The following is a 22,231-nucleotide window of genomic DNA, read 5'->3' on the forward strand; positions in this document are numbered from 1 at the left end:
ATCCCCTCCTGCCTAAGCCTATGAGGGGTTGTCCGGCATTAGAACCGCTTGTCTTGAGACAAGCGGTTCAGCTTGTTCAACGGCAGGTTGAATCTCACCGCCGCGGCGACGAGGACGCTGAACGCCGTTAGCAGGAAAGTACACCATGCGACGACGGTCACGTCATCCTTCAATTCGAAAGGAAGATAAGGGTAGACGTCGAAGCCGTAGTCGATCGAATCGTTCAGGAAGGTCCACGCAGCCGCGATCGTCAGGGTGACCCCTCCATAGTGGAAAAATCGGCCGTAGAGCACCGCGCATACCGCCATCGCTCCATGAGAAGCGACCAGCATCCAGCTGGAAGGCTCGATCGTGTCCCCTTGAGCCGCTCCCGCGAAGATAATGGCGCAAGCCCAGATGCCGTACTTCACGCTCGTCACGACGGCCAGCGCTTCCAGCGTTCCCCGTATTCCGCGAACCCAGCCGCGTTCGGAACGTCCGGGCTGAATCCATAGCCATAGCAGCGCCAGCGCAAATAACAGCGATGCGGTCGGACTGTCCGGAACGAACGGAAGCTGCCAATGCGGATTGTTGCTCCACGTCTCCCTCAGCTGGTTCTCGTACCAGTAGTAGCCGTAGATCGTGCCCGGTATGTAGAAAATCATGAGAAGCGACATCAGCGCCCGATGCGTCAGCGTCTCTCGAGAGAGCAGCTCTCTCCAAGTCATTCCCGTATCCCCCAATGCTCCGTATCTGTAACTCGCTAGAAAGAGCCTGACCGCATTCGGCCAGGCTCTCTCATTATAACCTATTTATTCGGCTGCCGCCGCTTTCTGTTCGGACAGCCACGTTGCGATCTGATCGATCTCGGCTTCGGTCAGCTGGCCTTTGAAGGCAGGCATTCCCTCGTTCTTGCCGTTCGTGATCGTATCGACAAGCTGTTCCTTGCTCAGCGCGTCTCCGATTCCGCGAAGCGAAGGTCCGTTCGCGCCCTCGAGCTCCGCGCCGTGACAAGCGATACACTGGGCTTGTTGCATGATGGAGAACGCGGGATCGTCCGCCTTCACCAGCGCGACGACGTCTTCCTTGCCCGCGATGTACCGACCCTTGCCCGCCTTGATCGATTCCTCGGACTTGATCTCGCGCTCGATATGCTCCGGAATGACTCCGTTCTTCTCGAGCTCTTCGGTGTAGTGATGCCAAGACACCCAAGTCAGGTAGATCGAAGCCACGAGCGAGACGATCATCATCGACGAAGCGATCGGACGGCGGTAGAAGCGGCGCTCCTTGCCCGTATCCAGGAACGGCGCCAGCAGCAGCGCTCCGAAAGCCAAGCCCGGAATCCCGATCGTACCGAGGATGATGTAATCCTCGGAAGCGTACGGATACTTCAGCAATTGGTAGATAAACAAGAAGTACCAGTCCGGCATCGGGATGAACGAACCGTTGAGCGGATCCGCCGGATACCCCAGCGGCGCCGGTTCCGCGATCGTGAGAACGAGGAAGCCGACCAGGATGACGACGCCCGCCATCCATTCCTTCAGCAGGAAGTTCGGGATAAACGCTTCCGACTTGCCCGGGAAGGAAGTATAGTCCGGAGGCGTAGGCTTGTCTGCGCTTCTTTGGCGAATTCGAGAATCTCCGACATAGACGATCTTCTCGTCCGATTTATGACCGTGTGCCATTACTTGCCACTCCCCTCTCTGTTACAGCGGCCCGGATATGCCCTGTTTACGAATCATGAAGAAGTGTGCGGCAAGGAGCGTAAGCAGCACGCCCGGCAGGAAGAATACGTGAATCGCGAAGAATCGCGTCAGCGTCTGTGCTCCTACGATGGTGCCTCCCGCCAGTAACTCCTTAATGTAGCCTCCGATCCAAGGAACGGAGCCGGCGATTTCCATGCCGACCTTGGTTGCGAAGTACGCTTTGTTATCCCATGGAAGAAGATAACCGGTGAAGCCCAGACCGAGCATGACGAAGAAAATCAGCATGCCTACGACCCAGTTCATCTCGCGCGGCGCTTTGTAAGAGCCCGTAAAGAAGACGCGCAGGGTATGTAAGAACATCATTACGATTACCAAGCTCGCGCCCCAGTGGTGCATGCCGCGAACGATGACTCCGAAAGCAACTTGGTGCTGGAGGTAATCGACGCTGTAATAAGCATTGGTAATGTCGGGAACGTAGTACATCGTCAGGAACATCCCCGAGAGGATCTGAATGACGGTGATGAAGAACGTCAGGCCGCCGAAGCAATAGACGAACGCGGAGAAGTGATGAGCCGGATTGACGTGCTCGGGAACTTCGTGATCCGCGATGTCTCTCCACATCGGTGTGACATCCAGACGTTCGTCGATCCAGTTGTACATTGATTTGAACATTTGACGAAACGCCCTCCTTCTAAACCCGTGTGTTCGCTTGCAACGGTCCGAGGTAAACCCAGCCGTTCTCGATCTTCACTTCGTATTCGTCCAACGGCTTCGGAGCTACCTTCAGGTTCTTGCCGTCTTTGGTGTACCGTGCCCCGTGACAAGGACAATGGTATTCGTTAGGCGACTCCCCGCCCCAGCCGATCGTGCAGCCAAGGTGCTTACAAACCGGAGACAGGGCGAATACTTTGCCATCCTCGCCTTTAGCGATATATGCTTCCATCTTCGGATCGCTCTCGTACCATCCGTCTACCTGATGAACCTTGAAGCCGACCTGCTGCGGTTCAGCGGTAACCTTGGACTCCTCGATTACTTTAACGAAACCGCCTTCTTCCTTCTTAACCAGAATGGGATCGACGGCGAATCGAAGCATCGGCAAAACGACTCCACCTGCCATGAAAGCCGTTGCACCGCCAAGCGTGTATGACAAAAATTGTCTTCTAGACATCTCTTTGCGCTTGACAGGCTTGTGCGCGGATTCTTGCTGTTCGTTGTGGCTCATTTTCTCAACCCCCTCTGCCCACCATGTCGCGTCCGTTACGGACTTCATTCACTTTTTGTTCACAAAGACATTAATAATAATAGCCCAGGCACTAAGGACAGTCAACAATTGCCATCGTCTATTCACTTGTTGACACGAATCGCAGGTCTAAATTGTTCTCAAATTGTCACAATTACCCTTCGTTGCCTCCCGCTTATTGTTTGCAGGAATACGTATCGATTATGCGCGATATGGAAACTTCTCCAAGGAACGCTACCGGGAGCGCCCCTCTTGCTTCCATAGCTCCGTTATCGCCTGGCGAAGCTTGTTCGTATCCGGCTGCATGCCGCTCTCCTCGGGTTTAAGGATCAGATCCGCCCCAGCCGGAGCTTCCGCCCAATCGGCTCTCCCCGACACGACGACGATATATTTGAAGCCCAATTGCTTCACTCGGCCGCAGATCGCGCCGATTCGCTCGATTTCCGCTTTCTCGGCTACATTAATGTAATGATAGGCAGGCATCGTGACGGTCCTCCCCCGGAAGGCCGTCTCGAGCGGCTGCAGCCAATCTCCCGTCTCCGCGATCCGTTCCGCGGCCTCGTGCGGCGGCTCGTCGCCGACCAGTCCCGATACGGGGATCAGGCAGGTGTCGAGATAAGGCAATAGATCGTACCACTGGTCTGAGGTCAATTCGCTGAATTTCATTCGAACAACTTCCTTTGCTGCCGGAATTCTCGCTTGCGCTTGCAACCGGTATGATTCTTATAATTTCTCCTGGAAAAAGCTGATCGTCTTGTCGTCGTTCCCCGGCAAATGCTCGTGTCCGAAATCCGGGTACACGACCAACCGCTTCTTGGCGACGATTTTATTGTACGCCGCGAATTGGGTCGACGGCGGCGTGACCGTATCCATCAGCCCGACGGCCATCATGACTTCGCCTTGAATTCTCGGAGCCAAATACTGGACGTCGATGTAACCCAGCTTGCGGAAAATCTCGTCTTCGCGCTCATGAGTCGGATCGAACGAACGGAAGTAGAGTCTCAATTCCTCATAGGCATCCTTAGCCAGGTCCATCTCCCAAACTCTCCGATAATCGGACAAGAAGGGAAAGACGGGCGCGAGCAGCTTGATTCTCGGCTCCAGCGCCGCGCAGGCTAACGTCAGGCCGCCGCCTTGCGAGCCTCCCATCGCCGCGACCCGAGCCGGATCGACCTCGGGCAGGCTCATGACGATTCCCGCCAGCTGCGCCGTGTCCAGGAAGACGTGCCGGAAGAGAAGGTTGTCCGGATGGTCGCTAAGCCCGCGAATGATTTGACCGCGAAGGGTATTACCCTTCACTCCGCCGGTGTCTTCGGATCGCCCTCCTTGGCCCCGCACGTCCATCGCGATGACGGAATACCCGAGCGCCGCCCAGCCGAGCTTGGAGGTCCAATCCCCGGAATGGCCGGAGTATCCGTGGAATTGAAGCACGGCCGGATGGGGCCCGGGAACGTTCTTCGGCTTGACGTATTTCGCATAGATGCGGGCGCCGCGCACTCCCGTGAAGGTTAGGTCGTAGCATTCCGCGAACGGAACTTGGAAGGAAGAAGGCGTGATCTCCAGCTCGGGGTCCACCGCCTTCATCTCTTTGAGCGCGCGCTCCCAATAGTCGTCGAAATCGTCCGGTCTCGGATTGATTCCTCGGTATTCCTTAAGCTTCTCCATAGGCATATCCACTAATGGCATAGCTAGGTTTCCCTCCCAAAGAAATGATAATCAGGATTGGAGATGATTGCCGATCATTCTTCCATGTCCCATCCTACTCCAAAAATCCGTTCCGGAAAAGCGTTTTCTTTTGCTAACAAAAAATACCGCATGGCGCCGGAAAGCTCGGGCTCTCCGTTCCGCCATACGGTCAGTCGGTACGAGACGATCGAACGGCATGCCGTTCTCTCGATCATTGAATCGTCTTCAATTCGTCGGTCAGACGACGGAAGCTTTCCGCGTCCCCTTTCGCCAGCGCAACGTCGATAGCTTCGTAAATCTTTTCCGTCCGGTGTTTGCGCAGCGCGTCGTCGAGAACCATTTCGGCCGCCAAACCCAGCATGGTCTCATAGGCGACTTTCATGTCCATCCGTTGCACCTCCAAATATCCGGCGTAAAGGGTTCCTTGGGGTTGGCGTCCGTTCGATTACGAGCGCGCCTGCTCCCACTAAAGCATATTCACCGATGTCGGCCCCGTTCGGGACACTGGCCCCCATGCCGATCAATGTATTCTTGCCTATCGTTCCAACGCAGGCCGGTATCAACCGAAGTCGAACGAGCCCCCTATCCAACTCAAATGATCCTCCGACCCGACCTCGACCCCGGCGATCAGCTGCCTTCCTTGCGGAGTCATCCGGATGACGGCTTCCCTCGATTCGGTTTCCCCTATTCGAAGCAGGCCTAAATGCATCATGTTGCCGATGACCCGTTTGCGAAGCACGTCCGAGGCGCTGTCATAGTAGTACTCCTTCACGAAGGGCAGCAGGATTCGCTCGACGGAGTCCACGGTCGTCCATTCCGCGGACAGCAAGGAGATCCATTGAACCAGGATGTTGAGATTGGGAATCGGGCTCTTGTACAGCCTAAGCCAGAACCGGTACAGGTCCGCCGGATCGATCGTTTTCTCTCCCGAGGCATATGCGAAGCCTTCCTCGCTCAGCTCCAACCGATCCAGCTGCTCCTGAAGCCAACCTTTGAAGCAGCCGTAGTCGTAAAGGAGCGAGAAGCGGTCCGGATAATCCCGGAATCTCCGGCCGTAACCGAACCTCCATCCGCTTTTGCCCGGTATCTCCTCGGACACGGACAAGACATCCAGCAGCTGCTGCAGCTGCCTCTTATAGAGAACGCTGTCCGTCGTGAGCGGCGTGTCGTTATCTCTAATAAAACGCAGCACCTGGCTCATGTCGGCAACGGCCAATCCTCTCTCGTCCCGGTATACGGACGGTTCTCCCCGGAGCTCCAGCTTGCCTCGGAACTGTCTGGCCAGCGCGTCCTTAAGCCTGCTTCTTACGTCCTCGGGAACATGATAGAGGAATCGGGTCTGGTGGGAAAAACCGTTAAATAACCACCCGAATCGCTTGAACCTAGCGATCGCGCTTCTCGCGGCCGAATCGGGATCGGGCGGCGCTTCGATAGAAGCGGACGCCTTCGATTTCTTGCGATTCTTGACCGGCGGAGGCGGCGCTTCCTCCCGTTCCCGCTGGCCCGGATCCGCCGGTTCGGCGGTTCTTGCCCTGGCCGTCAGCTCTTCCAAACTGTAGGAGGCTCGCTGATCGAAAAGAAGAGAGTTGAGGAAACGAATATCGCCCACGCTCATGTCTTCTACCCGAGACTCCAGGACATCGCGCCGCTGAACGGCGATCAGGATCGATTGAATCAAGTCGTTCTTCGAATGGCTGCTGCACTCGCATCGATACGTATCGGCGATTCGGGTCAACTGTTCGATATCGGCGTAGCAGAGCATTTCCGCCAAGTTCATCGGCATTCCCCGTTTCCGGACGATTTACATGTCATTATCGGTGCATGTTCGTCCGTTTAAACGTTGCCCCTGCCTCCAAAACGCAAAAAAAAACGCCGGCAAAAGCTGCGGGCGTTCCGTTGGATGCTAGAATTCGATTCTAATATTACGTTTAGGGTTAAGGAAGATTAAGATGCTCGGTGCAGTTATGAAGGATAGGAACCCACCTATCGCCTTCCCGATCCAGAATCGTCAGCGACAGATTGGAGATATGATGGTCGTCCACTCCGGTCTCAAGTGCCTGAAGCATCTGACCGATGAAGCTTCCGTGGGTTACGACCAGCCAGCTCTCTCCGGCATGCTTGTCCGAGAATTCTTCGACGAAGGCGAGGCCGCGCGAACGCACCTGTTCATCCGACTCCTGGCCGGGAACCTTGCCTCGCCACCCGCTTCCCCACCTGGCGACGCGTTCCGCTTCCGTCGTTCCTTCCGCTTCGCCGAAGCCCCGCTCCCGAAGGCGGACATCCGTCAGCAGCGGAATATTCAGCCTCTCCGCAACGATTCTGGCGGTCGTCTCCGCTCGCTGGAGATCGCTGCATACGACGCCATGCCAGACTCTGCTCTCGATAGACAGCCGATGAGCGAGGCGATGGGCTTGCATCTTCCCTTCCGCGCTAAGGGGAATATCGGTCGTCCCTTGAATCTTGCCGGCCTTGTTCCATGAGGTAAGTCCGTGCCTGACCCAGCCCATTCTCATGTATCCGCTCATGCCCGCACCCTCGCGAACCAATTCATCGTCAGCAAGGACATCAGTACCCCAAGAAGCGCGAAGGCAATCCAATATTCCGGCACGGCGGGATCCACGCGAAGCACGATAGGATCGCTTAGACTGGCCACGGGGACATCGACGATCATCCCGCTGGGCACCGAATCTCCCGGGTTGAACGCGCTGGCCGTATCCATCACGCCCGTGTAAGGGGTATCCGGGCTATGCGTTTTCTCATAAATGGCATATACCAACCTGCAGAAAAAAATCGCCAATAGCGCCGCGATCAAGCTTCCCATCCTTCTCCGGAAGCCGCTGCCGAAAGCGTACAACCGTCTCGACGCGGGCAGGAACCAATCCTGTTCGGCATAGATTCGGTTCATGACGTTCCGGTTGATCTCCTCTACCGTCGCCGTATCGATATCGAGAGCGTCGCTCTGCCCGATTTCCCGAATCAGCGCGGAGCTTTCTTCCCAGAATCGATACTCTTCCTTGCAGGCGGGACAGGAAGCGAGATGCAATTCGAATTTGATTCTCTCGTGAGAGGGCAACGCTTCGTCCCAATAATCGCTGAATTTCTCCTGCTGCAGGTCGCAGTCGCTTCTCATCGATACTTCAACTCCTCGTACTCCTGAATGATGGCTGGTTCGTTGTAGTAAGCTTCCATCTGCGTCTTCACGCTGGCCCTGGCCCGGAACAGCAGCGACTTCACGGCGCTGACGGTCTGTCCTAGAATATTAGCAATTTCCTGGTAGTCCATTCCGTCGTATTCCCGCAGGATCAAGGCGGAGCGCTGCTTCTCCGGAAGGTTGTTGATCGCCGCCCTCACCAAGGATACCTTCTCGCTGCGAAGCAAGGTCTGTTCGGGAGCCGCTTCGGCCGGAGCGGCAGGTATGTAGGTTGAATCATCCAAGGATAGATGAGTCGCCTTGTTCTTGCGAAGCTCGCTCAGCACCGTATTGCGAGCGATCGTGTACAGCCAGGTCGAGAAGGAAGCGTCGACCTCTCGGAAGGAGTGCAGGCTTCGGTACGCTTTGTAGAAGGTCTCGGAGCAAAGATCCTCCGCCATGAGCTCCAGCTTGGCGCTTCTTAGCATTTGATATATAAAGGACAGAATTTTCTTCTGATATCTCGACATTAAGGTAGAATATAAATCCACATTGCCGTCTTTGATTTCCCGAATCAATTGGGAATCGGTCATCGGTTCCGCGATCCTCCCCCCTGGACAGGGTGATCGTTTGAGGCCGGATAATGGTTATACCGACCATAAACGCAAAAGTTGCGCACGAAGGCGCATTCGAATAAGATGTCCCCAGTATTTTACATAACTAATCGTATTGTAACATAGGACAGGTTGCCCATATCTTAAAAAATTTTAAAATTATGCAGGCAATGATATCCATTACGCCGCTGCATGGGGCAAAAAGAACAATTCATAATGAAAAAAATAAATCGTAAACGCTCTCATTTTTTTGTAAGCGCTTATTGACAAAGTGGAAGCGGATACATATAATAAAAGTACAGTATGGTTTCTCTCCACTCCTATCCAATACTTGCACTTTGTGCGACCGCCCTTCGGGCGGTTTTTTTTGCTCATTTAAGAAAATAACGTTACTCTCTGCCCCCTCCTCCGTTTTCGGGTTCGTGCGCGTAGTTTGGTTGCCCTCTTTGACGCGCTGCCGCGTAATCGCCTGCAAAGTACAAAGGGCTTCTTCTTTCCCGATCGCAACGCGATGAGGAAGGAAGAAGCCCCGGCTAAACGACCCTTCAAAAATAGACCTCGTACTTCATTCCGCGGATAAGCTCGACGGCTTTCTCCAGATCGTCCGCTTCCTTGAACGACAGGCGCAGCGTTCCCGGCACGTCCTCTCGGCTCTCCACGATGTGAAGGTTGCTGAGATTGATGCGAGCCTGCCCGAGCTCCGTCGCGATCCGGCCGATAATGCCCGGATGGTCGGGAACGTCGACATAGCATTCGTGAAGCGATTGGATCATGCCTTTGCGGCGTTCCGGCAGCTGGTTGCGGAACCCGTTCGCCAGGCGGAACTGCTCGGAGATGCCCTCTCCGTCTTCTTGCTTCAACAGCTCGGCGAACCGGTCCATCTCCGCCTTCCAATCGTCCAGAAGCGTCAGCAGCACGTCCTTGTTGTTCACAAGAATATCCCGCCAGACGATAGGGTCGCTCGAAGCGATCCGCGTAATGTCGCGGAAGCCGCCGGCCGCCAGGCTGCGGTACAGATCGTTCGTCTCGTTGTACCGGGCGATCTGGTTGACGAGACCGACCGCGATCAGATGCGGCAGATGGCTGATCGCCCCGACGATGCTGTCGTGAAGGACCGAATCGGTCAGCACGACCTTGGCTCTCGTCCAACGCAGAAGCTCCTGCATCCTCTCGACCGCATCTAGCGGCGTGTCGTCCGTCGGGGTCAGCACGTAGTAGGCGTTCTCGAACAGATCGATGGTCGCCGCTTCGACTCCGGAGCGCTCCGAGCCGGCCATCGGATGGCCGCCGAGGAAGACGGCTCCGTTCAGATCGAGGCCTCTCGCGTGAGCGACGACCGACGCCTTCGTGCTTCCGACGTCGGTGATGATGCAGCCCGGCTTCAGAGGAAGCTTGGCGAGCTCATCCAGATAGTCGTTCAGTCGGCCTACCGGCACGCACAGGAAAATAAAGTCGGCATCCCTTGCCGCTTCCTCGAGGGAAGTCGTGCCTTCGTCCACCACGCCGAGCGAGACGTACTTGCCGACGGAGGACGGATTGACCGAGTGCCCGACGATTCGATAGCCCGGCTTGCCCTTCCAGCAGAGCGCGAGCGAGCCCCCGATAAGGCCGACTCCGAAGATCGCGATCTTCACGGAGGGCGCCGGAACGGGGGAGGTTGGCTTAAAGTCGCTGTTGTCTACGGTCATCCCTCACACCTGTACCGGAATTTCTTGAAGTACGGCTTCCAGAGCGGAGATAACCTTCGCGTTCTGCTCGGCGCTGCCGACGGTGATGCGAATATGCGTCGGGTAGTACTTATGCCCGCCGCGCACGATAATCCCTTTGCGCAGAAGCGCGTCGAACACTTCTCCGGCCGGTCTCTTCACGTCGACCATGATGAAGTTGCCGTAAGCGGGGAAGGCCGGGAGACCGAGACGGTCGAAGGCGGCGCGGAGCGTCTTCAGCCCTTCCGCGTTCGCCTTGCGGCAGTAATCGATGAAGTCCTGGTCCTTAATAGCGGCAAGAGCGGCCGCTTGCCCCATTCGCGACGTGTTGAACGGCTCGCGGACTTGATTGATGGAACGGATCAGCTCCGGACGGCCGATGCCGTAGCCGATTCGCATGGAGGCTAAGCCGTAAATCTTCGAGAACGTGCGCAGCAGCACCAGGTTCGGGTACTTCTTCAGCAGGGCCAGACCATCCGGGAATGCCGGATCGTCGATGTATTCGCAATAAGCTTCGTCCAGCACGACCATAACGCTCGAAGGCACCTTGGCCAGGAAGCTCTCGACCTGTTCGTGCGTGACGATCGTTCCGGTCGGATTGTTCGGATTGCAGATCCATACGATCTTCGTCTTCGGGCCGACCTTCGCCAGCATTCCGTCCAAGTCGTGGGTGCCGTCCTTCAGAGGCACCTCGATGACGACTCCGTTCTCGATCTCGATGTTATGGCGATACTGCGGGAACGTCTGGTCGGCGGTAATGTTCTCGTCGCCCGGCAGCAAGAACGCGCGGGCGATCATCAGAATGACCTCGTCCGACCCCGCTCCGAAAATGATCTGGTCCGGTTCGACGCCGAGATGCTCGGCGAGCGCGTTCGTCAGATCGACCGCGGCTCCGTCCGGATAGATGCTGATATTCTCGAGCTCCTGCTTGGCCGCTTCGATCGCCTTCGGCGAGCTGCCGAACGGATTCTCGTTGGAAGCAAGCTTGATGACTTCGGTAAGTCCCAGCTCGCGCTTGACGTCGGAGACGGGCTTGCCCGGTTGGTAAACCGGAAGATGAACAATATTCGGTTTCGGTTGCATGGAATAACCTCCTGAATAGACGCGAAGCGGTTGCTTTCGGCGAATGCAAACGGAGCGCAGGACACACGCTCCGTTTGAACTGTTATGTTCTATTGTGACATAAGGACAGGAACCTGTACAGATAAAATGTCGGCAAACCGAAAGCTTCGACAGCGGCAAATTCGGCTCAAGACCGAACCGCGCGGGGTTTCAGCTCCGTTATGAACGTCTTAACTTCCTCGACGCCTTGGCGGCGCTTGTCGGCATCCCCGTCCTGAAGCAGCGGGAGCGATTCTTCGACCTTGCGGACGATCGCGCTTCCCACGATAACGCCGTCGCACTTGTCCGCAAGCGACTCGGCCTGCTCCCTCGAGGAGACGCCGAAGCCGACGCAGATCGGCACGCTCGCCGCCTTGCGAACCGTCGCCAGGAACTGGTCCAGCCCGGAATGGAAGCTGCTGCGCACGCCCGTGACTCCGAGCGAAGAGACGCAGTAGACGAAGCCGCGAGCCCGGGCGGCGATTCTCTCCACGCGGGCTTCCGAAGTCGGCGCGACGAGAGGAATGAGATGAACGCCCGTCTTCTCGGCAAGCCCGCGCACCTCTTCGTCTTCCTCGAGAGGCAGATCGGGAATGATCGCTCCGCTGAAATCATGCTCCCGCATGAGATCGAAGAATTTTTCCAATCCCATCTGAAGTACCGGATTAAAGTAAGTAAACAGGATAAACGGCATCTTCACTCCTTGCCTGCGAGCTTCGGAGGCGACCTTCATGCAGTCCAGCAAGGAGATCCGATTCTTCAGAGCCCGCTCGGAAGCCCGTTGAATGACTGGCCCGTCCGCCAGCGGATCGGAATAAGGAACGCCAAGCTCGATCATGCTCGCTCCCGCGGCTTCCGCCGCTTTAATGAGCTCCACGGAAGTGCCTAAATCCGGGTCGCCCATCGTCATGAAAGGAATAAGGGCGGTTTCGCCCTTCTCCTTCAACTCCGCGAATGCCGCATCGATAAGATTCGTCTGGTTCAGGCTCATTTCGTTTCTCCTTCGAAGTACGGCATGATGGCCTCCACGTCCTTGTCCCCGCGTCCCGACAGGCAGACGACGAGCAGCGAATCCTTAGGCAGCGTCGGCGCGAGCTTGATCGCATGCGCGATCGCGTGGGAGGATTCCAGCGCCGGGATGATTCCCTCCTGCACGGACAGGAGCTTAAGCGCGTCCAGAGCTTCGCGGTCCGTAGCCGGAACGTATTCGGCCCGCGCGGAATCCTTCAGATAAGAGTGTTCCGGCCCGATTCCGGGATAGTCCAAACCGGCCGAGATCGAATGGGCTTCCTGCACTTGTCCGCCTTCGTCCTGCAGCACGTAGCTCATCGAGCCTTGGAACACGCCCGGACGTCCCTTAGTCATCGTCGCGGCATGCTGCTCCGTATCGACTCCGCGGCCGGCGGCTTCGACGCCGATAAGGCGCACCGAGGCGTCAGGAATGAAATCGTGGAAAATGCCCATCGCATTGCTTCCCCCGCCGACGGCGGCGACGATGACGTCCGGCAAGCGGCCTTCCGCCTCCAGGATCTGCTCCTTCGTCTCCACGCCGATAATGCGCTGGAAGTCGCGAACCATCATCGGATAAGGATGCGGTCCCGTAACCGATCCGAGAATGTAATACGTATCGTCCACGTGGCTGACCCAGTACCGAAGCGTCTCGTTGCACGCGTCCTTGAGCGTTCTCGAGCCGGAGGTGACCGGAATGACTTCCGAGCCCAATAGCTTCATGCGGAACACGTTCAGCTGCTGGCGCTTCGTATCCTCTTCTCCCATAAATACCTTGCATTCCAGTCCGAGCAATGCCGCGACCGTCGCGCTGGCGACTCCGTGCTGCCCCGCGCCGGTCTCCGCGATCACCTTCGTCTTGCCCATTCTTTTGGCCAGCACGGCCTGCCCGATCGCGTTGTTGATCTTGTGCGAGCCGGTATGGTTCAGGTCTTCGCGCTTCAGATAGATCTTGGCGCCGCCCAGATGCTGCGTAAGCCGCTCCGCATAATAGAGCGGGGATGGTCTTCCCGCATACTGCTTCAGCAGATAGCGGATCTCCGCCAGGAATTCCGGATCGTTCTTGTAACGGTTATATGCTTCTTCGAGCTCAAGAAGAGCGTTCATCAGCGTCTCGGGAACGTAGCGTCCCCCGAACGCGCCGAACCGGCCGTACGAATCGGGAACCTGTGTCTGTGTCATGATTTGCTCCTCACCTTCTGCGCGAACGCGGCGATCTTGGCGTTGTCCTTCACGCCGTCGGTCTCCACTCCGCTTGAAATATCGACGCCTTCCGGCGAATACTGCTCTACGAGGCCGTCCACGTTGTCGGGGCTGAGTCCGCCGGCGACGAACAGCTTGAGGCCGTTCGCGGCGGCAGCCTCCTGATAGCCGGGAATGAGATCCCAGCGGAACGTCTTCCCGGTGCCGCCGCCCGCCGTATCGATCAGAATCGCTTCGGCTATTCCCCGGTATGCCTCCAGCCTGGCCGGTCCGGCGCCTTCCGGCTCGACGGCTCCTACCGGGTCTCCCGCGCTCTCGACAATGGGCAGCGCTCTCCAGACCTTGACTCCGAACCGGTCCGCTACCTGGCGAGCGAACGCGGGAGTCTCCTCCCCGTGAAGCTGGACGACATCCAGCTTCGCGACGGACAGCGCCCGCTCCAATTCCTCCAGAGTCGGATTGACGAACACGCCAACCGTTTGAGGCGGCGCTTCTCCCGCCATCTGAGTCCTGGACGCCGCCGAGATCAACTCGGCCGCCCGCTCCGGAGTCACTTGCCGCTTGCTCTTAGCGAAGACGAATCCGATATAGTCTACCGGGAGCCCCTTCATTCCGTCAATCGTCGTTTCTTCCTTGATTCCGCAAATTTTGACTAGCGTCGCCGCTTTCTTCGCCGCTTCGGCCGTCGTCCCGTTCATCGGCCAACGCCTTCTCTCCCGGGGATGACGGGGCCGAGCAGCGTATGAACCGCGTCGCCGACGTCCTTCTGGCGCATGAATTGCTCTCCGACGAGCACGGCCTGCGCTCCCGCGCGGCGAACGAAGTCGATGTCCGCCGGAGTCGAGATCGCGCTCTCGCTGACCGTCGTCACTCCCGCCGGCAGCAGGGAGATCAGCTCCTCCGTTACCTTCAGGTCGGTCTCGAACGTATGCAGGTTCCGGTTGTTGACTCCGATCAGCGTCGCCTTGCCGATATCGAGCACCGTATCCAGCTCTTCGCGATTGTGCACTTCGACCAATACGTCCAAGCCAAGGCTGCGCGCAAGATCGTGGTAGCCAGACAGCTGCTGCTTGCTAAGAATAGCCGCGATAAGGAGAATCGCGTCCGCGCCGATAAGGCGCGCCTCGTAAATCTGGGATTCGTCGACGGTAAAGTCTTTGCGCAGCAAAGGCACGTCTACCGCGGCTCTGATCGCCGTTAAGTATTCATTGCTTCCTTGGAAATAATCCTTATCCGTCAGAACGGAGATGCAATCGGTGCCCGCCGCTTCATAAGCTTGCGCTAGCGCCACCGGGTCGAAGTCCGGGCGAATCAGCCCTTTGGACGGACTCGCCTTCTTCACCTCCGCGATCAGGCCGACCGGGCGACGGCGATTCCCGTCCTTCAGCGCTTGCTCGAAGCCGCGGCACTCCGGCATCGCCGAGATCGTTCTCTCCGCGTCCGCGATGACCAGAGTCTCTTTTAACCGTTCTACTTCTATCTTCTTGGTGGCAACTATCCGATCAAGAAACATGGCTCATTTCTCCTGTCGTCGCAATCCATTGCTTTAGTTTGTCCAATGCCTTGCCCGAGTCTATCGTTCCGGCGGCAAGCTCGACCCCTTCGCGAAGCGATCCGGCGCGGTCGGCAACGTAGAGGCAGGCTCCCGCGTTCGCGAGAACGATATCCCGGTACGCGCTGCGTTCCCCCCCGAGCACCCGGTGAATGATCGCCGCGTTCTCGGCGGCGTTTCCTCCCTTGACCTCGCCGAGCGGAAGCGTCGTTAGGCCCAAGTCCTCCGGCGCGATGTCGTAGGTCGAGACAACGCCGTCCTTAAGCTCCGATATCCGCGTCGGAGCGGAGATGCTGATCTCGTCGAGTCCGTCGTGGCTGCCGACAACGAGCGCGCGCTTCAGCCCCAGATTCCCCAGAACCTTGGCTACCGTCTCGGTTCTCGAGCGGTCGTAGAGACCCATCATCTGCCGATCGGCATTGGCGGGATTCGCGAGAGGGCCCAGCAGGTTAAAAATCGTACGGACCCCGAGCTCCTTCCGGGGAACGGCCGCGTGCTTCAGAGCCGGGTGATAGAGCTGAGCGAACATGAAGCAGATGCCGGTGCGCGTCAAGCATTCCGCCGCTTGCTCCGCCGTCAGCCCGATTCCTACCCCGAGCGCCTCCAGCACGTCCGCGCTGCCGGACTTGCCGGACATCGCCCGGTTGCCGTGCTTCGCCACGCGGGCTCCGGCCGCCGCCGCGATGATGGCCGACGTCGTGGAGATGTTGAACTTGTGGATTCCGGAGCCGCCCGTTCCGCACGTATCGAGCAAATCGCGGTTTTCCGTCTTCACCTGGCCCGCGAAGGAGCGCATGGCTTCCGCGAATCCGGTAATCTCCTCTACCGTCTCCCCCTTCATCCGCAGGCCGATCAGCAGTCCCGAGATTTGAGAAGGAGTCGCCTCGCCCGACATGATCAGCCTCATGACGGAACGGGCTTGCTCGACCGTCAGATTCTGCCCGCCCGATACGGTCGAGATCGCCTGGGGCATCGTCAATTCCGCGTTCATAATCGTCATCTCTATCACCTCTCTAAGCTTAATAATCCAGATTCGTGCGTCGGTCTCCCGCCAGCGAATGCGCGGGCTTGTGAGCCGGGAATACCGCTTCGGCGGCGCGAATCGATTTGAGCAGGGCCTTCGCCTTGTTGACGGTCTCTTCGTATTCCATCTCCGGAACGGAATCGGCCACGATTCCCGCTCCGGCCTGAACGAACGCGCGGCCGTTCTTGAAGATGATCGTGCGGATCGTGATGCACGTATCCAGGTTGCCCGAGAAGCCCAGGTATCCGATCGCTCCCGCGTACGCTCCCCGCGCTTCCTTTTCCAACTCGGCGATGATCTCCATGGCCCGCAGCTTCGGCGCTCCGGACACCGTGCCGGCCGGCAGGCAAGAGAGGAAGGCATCGTAGAAATCCTTATCCTCGCGAAGCTTGCCCGAAACGTTGGAGACGATATGCATGACATGGGAATATCTTTCGATCTCCATGTAGGAATCGCACTTGACCGAACCGAATTCCGAGACGCGACCCAGGTCGTTGCGGCCGAGGTCGACGAGCATGACGTGCTCCGCCCTCTCCTTCTTGTCGGCCAGCAGCTCTTGCTCCAGCTTAAGGTCGTCTTCCGGAGTCTTCCCGCGCGGGCGAGTGCCGGCGATCGGCCTCGTCTCCACTCGGTCTCCGTCCACCTTGACAAGCAGCTCGGGCGAGGTGCCGACGATCACTTCTTCATCGAACTTAAGCACGTACATATACGGCGAAGGATTCATCGTACGGAGCACCCGATACACGAGCAGAGGATCGACCTCCGTCTCGATGTGGAAGCGTTGGGACAGCACCACCTGGAAAATATCGCCGGCGCGAATGTATTCCTTCGCTTGCTCCACATTGGCGATAAACTGCTCCTTCGTCACGTTGGACTCGATGCGTCCGAGATCCGGGTCCTGGGGAGGAGCTCCCTTGGCGACGGCCGCCGGCTGGCTTGCAGGCTGCTGGAGGCGGCGGATCAGCTTCTCGATCCGGCTGCAAGCCTCGAAGTAGGCTTGCTCGATGTCCTGCTCTTCCGCGCCTTCCTTCACGTGAACGTTCCCGATGACCAATACTTGCTGCTTCAAATGGTCGAAGACGATTACTTGGTCGCAGAACATGAATTGCATGTCGTCCATCACCAGATCGTCTACCGGGTGAGCCGGCAGCTTGCGCTCGTAATATTGGAGCAGATCGTAGCCGAAGAAACCGATGGCTCCGCCCGTAAAAGGCGGCAGCTCCGCCAGCTGCGGGCTTCGGTAGCCGCTCAGCTTCTCGCGCAGCAGCTTCAAGGGATCGTTGGTCGAATACGAACGGGTAACTCCGCCTTCTTCGAGCGTCACTTTGTTCTTCTTAAGCTTCAGCAGCAAGAAAGGATCGGTGCCGATGAACGAATATCTCGCCCATTTGATGCCGCCCTCTACGCTCTCCAGCAAAAATGCCCGGCCGTCCAGGCTTAATTGCTGAAACACTCGAATCGGGGTCTCCGTGTCCGCCATCAGCTTGCGGACGACCGGGATGACGTTGTAGCTCCCCGCCAGACGAATAACCTCTTGAAGTTCCTGCTTACGATTCTGCTCCATGTTCTCCTTCTCGCTCCCCTCCGAGCCGCCTCTCGTGCGGCTCGCCGATCCGCTCTCCGTTCCTTGACGGAGATGCGGCATTGCCCTTGCCGTATTGCCTCTTGCCCCGAGCCGATCTCTTAAGAGACAACAAAAAAAGCATCCCTGAGAAAATCAGAGATGCTTGCGCGATCAAAAGGTAAGGTTCGGCCATGGCGCGAGGAACTAGTTCCCGCGAATAAGCCTTCCCGCCGCCGACTGCCGCCCCGGTTCTTCGTAAAGCCTAAGGGTGGTTCGACGCCTCTTCTCGACTCGACTCATCTCTTCTCCGCTCGTCGACTCTCGCGTAAGTTGCCGTCCCTCCGGACGACCGTTCCGCTCCAAGTCATGACATCACTATATCATTCTATCGCGCCGCGCGTCAACGGGCCGCCGACAAATCCGGACGAAGCTTGACCGCTTCGCCAAGGTACACATGCCTCATATCCGACTGCTTCAGGTCCGTATTCGCGAGAACCATGAAGCGGATGCAGCGCTCCAGGCTTCCCTCGACCGCAATCTCCAAGGAACACATGAGCGGCACGAATTCCCAGCCCTCGAGCTGGCGAATGGACTTCGCCGGGAAAGCCGCGTCGAGGTCTTGCGTTACCGTAATCATGATTCCGGCGATATCCTCCGGCAAGATGCCGTTCACTTCCACGATCGCGTTCAGAAGCGTAACCGACGCGTCCAGAATTTGTTTGCTGTCATTGGCCTCCACCGTAATGGCGCCGCGGATCCCTCTTACGCTCATTTCCCGCTCTCCTCCTTAAGCCCTTCGACGATGCCTCGCACCCATTCGACGGGAACGTCGCCGCGAATCTCCACTTCCCCGATCGCCTTCGGAACGACGAACACCATCTTGCCTTCCGCGAATTTCTTGTCGTGCATCATCGCTTCCATGATCGAATCGGTCGCATAATGAGCCGGAATGCGAACCGGCAAGCCGAACTTGCGGAACAGCCTCTCCGTTTCTTCGGCGATTCCCGGATCGTAGCCGAACTTCTCCGCCAGTCTCGCGGAACCGACCATGCCGATCGAGATCGCTTCCCCGTGAAGGAGCTCGTTATACCCGGCAACGGCTTCCAGAGCGTGTCCGATCGTATGGCCGAGATTCAAGATCGCTCTCAGATCGTTCTCTCTCTCGTCCCGGGATACGACGATAGACTTCACCTTGCAGCCTTCGTACAAAGCATGTCCAAGGGAATCCGAATCGAGGGCGAGCAGCTGCTCGGCCCGTTCGTCGCACCAATTCACGAACTCTTCGTTCCAGATCAGGCCGTGCTTGATCACTTCCGCGTAACCGGCTCTCACTTCGCGCATCGGCAGGCTCTTCAGCGTATCGAGGTCGTAGAGCACGAACTCCGGCTGGTGGAACGCGCCGATAATGTTCTTGGCGAGGCGGTGGTTCACCGCCACCTTGCCGCCGACGCTGCTGTCGTGCGCCAGAATCGTGGTCGGGATCTGCACGAAGCGGATGCCTCTCATGTAGGCAGCCGCGACGAAGCCGGCGAGATCGCCCACGACGCCGCCGCCGAGCGCGATAACCGTCGACTTCCGATCCAGCCCCGCCTCGAGGGCGGCCGTGATCAGATCGTCGAAGACGCCGAGCGACTTCGACTTCTCTCCGGACGAGACGACGGCTCTCGTCACGTTGTAGCCCGCTTGCCGCAGCGACTCCTCGACCGTCGAGGCGTACAGATGCTCGACGGCGGAGTCGGTCACGAGCAGAACCGGTGCCTTGACCGGGAACCCCCGCTTCAAGAACAGGTCCCCGGTCCGCTTCAGCAAGTCCGTCCCGATGAGAATCGGATAGGATCTCTCCCCGAGCTCCACCGTCAGTTCGCGCAGTTCGGTAGAAGCAGCCATCAGTATTCCGCCACCTGTCTCAGGTAGTTGTCGTAATTCCGCTTGATCTCTTCCATCGAATCCCCGCCGAACTTCTCGAGGAACGCCTTGGCGACTTCCCATGCCACGACGCTCTCCATGACGACGCTTGCCGCCGGAACGGCGCAGGCGTCCGAACGCTCGACTTGAGCCGTGAACGCTTCCTTCGTATCGATATCCACGCTGCGCAGAGGCTTATACAGCGTCGGAATCGGCTTCATGACGCCGCGGACGATAATCGGTTCCCCGTTCGTCATGCCGCCTTCGAAGCCGCCGAGGCGATTGCTCGCGCGATGGTAGCCCTTCTCCGGCGTGTACAGAATCTCGTCATGGACCTGCGATCCCGGCAGATCGGCCGCTTCGAAGCCGATTCCGAATTCGACGCCCTTGAACGCGTTGATCGAGACGACCGCTTGGGCGATGCGTCCGTCCAGCTTGCGGTCCCATTGGACGTGGCTTCCGAGACCGATCGGCAGTCCGGTCACGATGCATTCCACCACGCCGCCGATCGAATCGCCGTCGGCCTTCGTCTGATCGATGAGAGCCGTCATCGCGGCTTCCGTCTCGGGATCCGTCACGCGAACCGGCGATTCCTCCGTTCTGGCGATAAGCTCGTCGATCGGCAGGTTCGGAGCCGGCGCCTTGATGCCGCCGATCTTGACGACATGACCCGCGACGCGAATGCCGAAGGCGGCAAGCAGCTGCCGCGCGACCGCGCCGACCGCGACGCGGGCCGCCGTCTCGCGGGCGCTTGAACGCTCAAGCACGTTGCGCAGGTCCGTGTGGTTGTATTTAATCCCGCCGTTCAGGTCCGCATGGCCCGGACGCGGGCGATGGATGCGGCGCTTCGACTCGTCGCTGCCTTCGATCGGCTCGATGTTCATGACCGAAGTCCAATGCTTCCAGTCGTTATTCGCGACGATGAGCGCAACGGGCGCTCCCGTCGTGCGGCCATGGCGGACTCCGCCGGCGATCTGAGCCGTATCCTTCTCGATCTGCATGCGGCGGCCGCGGCCATGCCCCTTCTGGCGGCGCAGAAGCTGGAAGTTCAATGCCTCGAAATCAAGCTCGAGGTTGCTTGGCAATCCTTCGATAATAGCGGTAAGCTGTGGCCCGTGAGTCTCCCCGGCGGTCAAATAACGTAAACTCAAGTGATGGTCCTCCCTTATCTCATTCCGAACGCTTTAAACGCTTTATTGCTTCAACCCGATAACGTATTTCTCATTATAGCTCAGGCCTCGAGATTTTGACAAGAAAACAGCCCGTCAGCTTCTGACGGACTGTTTCGAGAGGGCTAGCTTGGAATCGATGGCCGTATCGCGTACGAAGCCTAGCAGATCGACGTTGTCGAGTCCAAGGATCTGTGCGCATTCTCGCGATGAGATCAGGCCGCGCTTGTAGGCGGCAATCACTTTGCGCTTGTCCATGGAGATCCTCCGTAATATGGATGGGTATCTCTAGTATCGCGCGGCATCGCTCAACTCATACGGTGCGGCGATAGAAAAAAGTATCCGCCGTCTCAAGCCCGTACTGTCCGGGCGAGAAAATTTGCTCCGTGCTCCCAACGAATAGCAATCCGCCCGGCTTCAGCGCCCGCGCGAACTTGGCGTACAGCAGCTGCTTCGCTTCCTCGGTAAAATAGATCATCACGTTGCGGCACACGATCAGATCGTACTTCTCGCCGAACGGATCGGTCAGAAGATTTTGCTTTTGGAAACGAATCGCCCTCTTCAGCTTGTCCGACACGAGATAAGCCCCGTCCGACTGCGCGAAATAGTCCGCCTGGAAGCCGCGCGGCACATCGCGAAGGGATCTCTCGAGATAAGAGCCGACCTTCGCCTTCGCGAGCACCCCTTCGTCGATGTCGGTGGCTAGAATCTTGGAGGAATTCAAAACCCCCAGCTTGTCCAAAATCATCGCGATCGTATAAGGCTCTTCGCCCGTCGAACAAGCCGCGCTCCAGACGTTCAGGGAGGTGGATTGCTTGATCATCGCGGGGAAAAACTTGTCCATCAGCAGCTGCCAACGGTTCGGGTTGCGCCAGAATTCGGATACGTTGATCGTCATCCGGTCCAGAAATTCATTCTTCAGCCTCGGATCCGACGTCATGGCTTCGAAATACTTCGCGAACGTCGGAAATCCGTGTTTCATGCGAAGCGTCGTCAGCCGACGCCGCATCTGCGTCTCCTTGTATTGGGACAGGTCGATAGCCGTAGCCCGGCGGATGTCCGCGACGAACTTGGCGAAATCCTCGTCCTCCGATCGTCCCGCCGTACGGCTTGCACCAAGATCCGTCATTCCGATTCCCTCTCCCCCATGCTGCCTTGCGTTTCGTTATGTTTTTAAATCCACGCTTGAATCGTTTTATCGTAGCCGACCAATTCCGACTCTTGGAAAAAGATCCCGAGCTCCCGCTCGGCGCTCTCCGCGGAATCGGAGCCGTGAATCAGATTGTAGTTCGTATGTAGCGCGTAATCGCCGCGAATCGTTCCGGGCGCGGCTTCCAGCCCGTTCGTCTTGCCGATGATCTGCCTGGCGGCCGCGACGGCCTGGTCTCCTTGCCATGCCATGGCGAATACGGGCCCGGAGGTGATGAAGGTCATCAAACGGTCATAGAAGTCCTTGCCCTCATGTTCCGCGTAATGCCGCTTGGCTTGCTCTTCGGTCACCAGCATCAGCTTCGCGCCGATGAGCGTAAGTCCTTTGCGTTCCAGCCTGCCGACGATTTCTCCGATCAGCCCCCGCTGAACCCCGTCCGGCTTGACCATTAAGTATGTCCGTTCCATAATTAGACCTCCTTCTATTCCCGTAAT

Annotated in this window: 25 protein-coding genes and 1 pseudogene; all 26 read right to left on the bottom strand. The window is 57.9% G+C overall.

What is annotated here, in order from left to right; genetic code table 11:
- Nucleotides 1–38: 38 nt before the first annotated feature.
- The 26 genes and pseudogenes from H7B67_RS14680 to ndk all read right to left on the bottom strand — a co-directional run bounded on the left by H7B67_RS14680 (nucleotide 39) and on the right by ndk (nucleotide 22,204).
- On the bottom strand, nucleotides 39–707 hold the full coding sequence (locus H7B67_RS14680; protein ID WP_185120598.1) for a DUF1405 domain-containing protein: 669 nt from the start codon (nucleotides 705–707) through the stop codon (nucleotides 39–41).
- 84 nt (nucleotides 708–791) lie between these two features.
- Nucleotides 792–1,664, bottom strand: coding sequence for a menaquinol-cytochrome c reductase cytochrome b/c subunit (locus H7B67_RS14685; protein WP_185120599.1), 873 nt, complete (start codon nucleotides 1,662–1,664; stop codon nucleotides 792–794).
- A gap of 21 nt (nucleotides 1,665–1,685) precedes the next feature.
- Nucleotides 1,686–2,357, bottom strand: a complete 672-nt coding sequence (gene qcrB / locus H7B67_RS14690) for a menaquinol-cytochrome c reductase cytochrome b subunit (protein ID WP_185120600.1) — start codon at nucleotides 2,355–2,357, stop codon at nucleotides 1,686–1,688.
- A 19-nt stretch (nucleotides 2,358–2,376) separates the two neighbouring features.
- Nucleotides 2,377–2,907 carry a Rieske (2Fe-2S) protein gene (locus tag H7B67_RS14695; protein WP_185120601.1) on the bottom strand — a complete coding sequence of 177 codons (531 nt, stop codon included), beginning with the start codon at nucleotides 2,905–2,907 and terminating at the stop codon, nucleotides 2,377–2,379.
- Between the two features lie 252 nt (nucleotides 2,908–3,159).
- Nucleotides 3,160–3,591 carry a DUF2487 family protein gene (locus H7B67_RS14700; protein WP_185120602.1) on the bottom strand — a complete coding sequence of 144 codons (432 nt, stop codon included), beginning with the start codon at nucleotides 3,589–3,591 and terminating at the stop codon, nucleotides 3,160–3,162.
- Between the two features lie 57 nt (nucleotides 3,592–3,648).
- A complete protein-coding gene (locus tag H7B67_RS14705; protein ID WP_185120603.1) occupies nucleotides 3,649–4,611 on the bottom strand; it encodes an alpha/beta fold hydrolase in 963 nt (320 codons plus the stop codon).
- Nucleotides 4,612–4,822: 211 nt separating this feature from the next.
- Nucleotides 4,823–4,999, bottom strand: a complete 177-nt coding sequence (locus H7B67_RS14710; protein ID WP_126958224.1) for an IDEAL domain-containing protein — start codon at nucleotides 4,997–4,999, stop codon at nucleotides 4,823–4,825.
- Nucleotides 4,977–5,153: pseudogene (locus H7B67_RS14715) on the bottom strand (hypothetical protein); the annotation flags it as partial. The pseudogene H7B67_RS14715 and the gene H7B67_RS14710, both read right to left, overlap by 23 nt.
- 17 nt (nucleotides 5,154–5,170) lie before the next feature.
- Nucleotides 5,171–6,388, bottom strand: a complete 1,218-nt coding sequence (locus tag H7B67_RS14720; protein ID WP_185120604.1) for a hypothetical protein — start codon at nucleotides 6,386–6,388, stop codon at nucleotides 5,171–5,173.
- 157 nt (nucleotides 6,389–6,545) lie between these two features.
- Nucleotides 6,546–7,136, bottom strand: coding sequence for a histidine phosphatase family protein (locus H7B67_RS14725; protein ID WP_185120605.1), 591 nt, complete (start codon nucleotides 7,134–7,136; stop codon nucleotides 6,546–6,548).
- Nucleotides 7,133–7,741, bottom strand: coding sequence for an anti-sigma factor family protein (locus tag H7B67_RS14730; protein WP_185120606.1), 609 nt, complete (start codon nucleotides 7,739–7,741; stop codon nucleotides 7,133–7,135). The genes H7B67_RS14725 and H7B67_RS14730 overlap by 4 nt, the downstream gene beginning before the upstream one ends.
- Nucleotides 7,738–8,334: an RNA polymerase sigma factor gene (locus tag H7B67_RS14735; protein WP_185120607.1), complete on the bottom strand. Its 597-nt coding sequence runs from the start codon at nucleotides 8,332–8,334 to the stop codon at nucleotides 7,738–7,740. Before H7B67_RS14735 ends, H7B67_RS14730 begins: the two co-directional genes overlap by 4 nt.
- Nucleotides 8,335–8,900: 566 nt before the next feature.
- A complete protein-coding gene (locus tag H7B67_RS14740; RefSeq protein ID WP_185120608.1) occupies nucleotides 8,901–10,043 on the bottom strand; it encodes a prephenate dehydrogenase in 1,143 nt (380 codons plus the stop codon).
- Nucleotides 10,044–10,046: 3 nt separating this feature from the next.
- Nucleotides 10,047–11,144 carry a histidinol-phosphate transaminase gene (gene hisC / locus H7B67_RS14745; protein WP_185120609.1) on the bottom strand — a complete coding sequence of 366 codons (1,098 nt, stop codon included), beginning with the start codon at nucleotides 11,142–11,144 and terminating at the stop codon, nucleotides 10,047–10,049.
- Nucleotides 11,145–11,310: 166 nt separating this feature from the next.
- Nucleotides 11,311–12,153 carry a tryptophan synthase subunit alpha gene (gene trpA / locus H7B67_RS14750; protein WP_185120610.1) on the bottom strand — a complete coding sequence of 281 codons (843 nt, stop codon included), beginning with the start codon at nucleotides 12,151–12,153 and terminating at the stop codon, nucleotides 11,311–11,313.
- Nucleotides 12,150–13,352 (bottom strand): tryptophan synthase subunit beta, encoded by a 1,203-nt coding sequence (gene trpB / locus H7B67_RS14755; RefSeq protein ID WP_185120611.1) that lies wholly within the window; start codon nucleotides 13,350–13,352, stop codon nucleotides 12,150–12,152. Before trpB ends, trpA begins: the two co-directional genes overlap by 4 nt.
- On the bottom strand, nucleotides 13,349–14,071 hold the full coding sequence (locus H7B67_RS14760) for a phosphoribosylanthranilate isomerase (protein WP_185120612.1): 723 nt from the start codon (nucleotides 14,069–14,071) through the stop codon (nucleotides 13,349–13,351). Before H7B67_RS14760 ends, trpB begins: the two co-directional genes overlap by 4 nt.
- The gene (trpC, locus tag H7B67_RS14765) at nucleotides 14,068–14,886 is read right to left on the bottom strand and encodes an indole-3-glycerol phosphate synthase TrpC (RefSeq protein WP_185120613.1); all 819 of its coding nucleotides are present in this window, start codon (nucleotides 14,884–14,886) and stop codon (nucleotides 14,068–14,070) included. The genes H7B67_RS14760 and trpC overlap by 4 nt, the downstream gene beginning before the upstream one ends.
- Nucleotides 14,876–15,916, bottom strand: coding sequence for an anthranilate phosphoribosyltransferase (trpD, locus tag H7B67_RS14770; RefSeq protein ID WP_425353902.1), 1,041 nt, complete (start codon nucleotides 15,914–15,916; stop codon nucleotides 14,876–14,878). The genes trpC and trpD overlap by 11 nt, the downstream gene beginning before the upstream one ends.
- Before the next feature lie 28 nt (nucleotides 15,917–15,944).
- Nucleotides 15,945–17,513, bottom strand: coding sequence for an anthranilate synthase component I (gene trpE, locus H7B67_RS14775; RefSeq protein WP_185120615.1), 1,569 nt, complete (start codon nucleotides 17,511–17,513; stop codon nucleotides 15,945–15,947).
- A 400-nt stretch (nucleotides 17,514–17,913) separates the two neighbouring features.
- Nucleotides 17,914–18,285 (bottom strand): chorismate mutase, encoded by a 372-nt coding sequence (gene aroH / locus H7B67_RS14780; protein WP_185120616.1) that lies wholly within the window; start codon nucleotides 18,283–18,285, stop codon nucleotides 17,914–17,916.
- Nucleotides 18,282–19,400 carry a 3-dehydroquinate synthase gene (gene aroB, locus H7B67_RS14785; RefSeq protein WP_185120617.1) on the bottom strand — a complete coding sequence of 373 codons (1,119 nt, stop codon included), beginning with the start codon at nucleotides 19,398–19,400 and terminating at the stop codon, nucleotides 18,282–18,284. The genes aroH and aroB overlap by 4 nt, the downstream gene beginning before the upstream one ends.
- Nucleotides 19,400–20,569 (bottom strand): chorismate synthase, encoded by a 1,170-nt coding sequence (aroC, locus tag H7B67_RS14790; protein WP_185120618.1) that lies wholly within the window; start codon nucleotides 20,567–20,569, stop codon nucleotides 19,400–19,402. The genes aroB and aroC overlap by 1 nt, the downstream gene beginning before the upstream one ends.
- Before the next feature lie 114 nt (nucleotides 20,570–20,683).
- Nucleotides 20,684–20,845: a hypothetical protein gene (locus tag H7B67_RS14795; RefSeq protein ID WP_185120619.1), complete on the bottom strand. Its 162-nt coding sequence runs from the start codon at nucleotides 20,843–20,845 to the stop codon at nucleotides 20,684–20,686.
- A gap of 55 nt (nucleotides 20,846–20,900) precedes the next feature.
- Complete coding sequence (locus H7B67_RS14800) at nucleotides 20,901–21,716, bottom strand: CheR family methyltransferase (protein WP_185120620.1); 816 nt, start codon at nucleotides 21,714–21,716, stop codon at nucleotides 20,901–20,903.
- A 44-nt stretch (nucleotides 21,717–21,760) separates the two neighbouring features.
- Nucleotides 21,761–22,204, bottom strand: coding sequence for a nucleoside-diphosphate kinase (gene ndk, locus H7B67_RS14805; protein ID WP_185120621.1), 444 nt, complete (start codon nucleotides 22,202–22,204; stop codon nucleotides 21,761–21,763).
- Nucleotides 22,205–22,231: the final 27 nt, after the last annotated feature.

Source organism: Cohnella thailandensis (genome assembly GCF_014212135.1).
GTDB classification, from domain to species: domain Bacteria; phylum Bacillota; class Bacilli; order Paenibacillales; family Paenibacillaceae; genus Cohnella; species Cohnella thailandensis.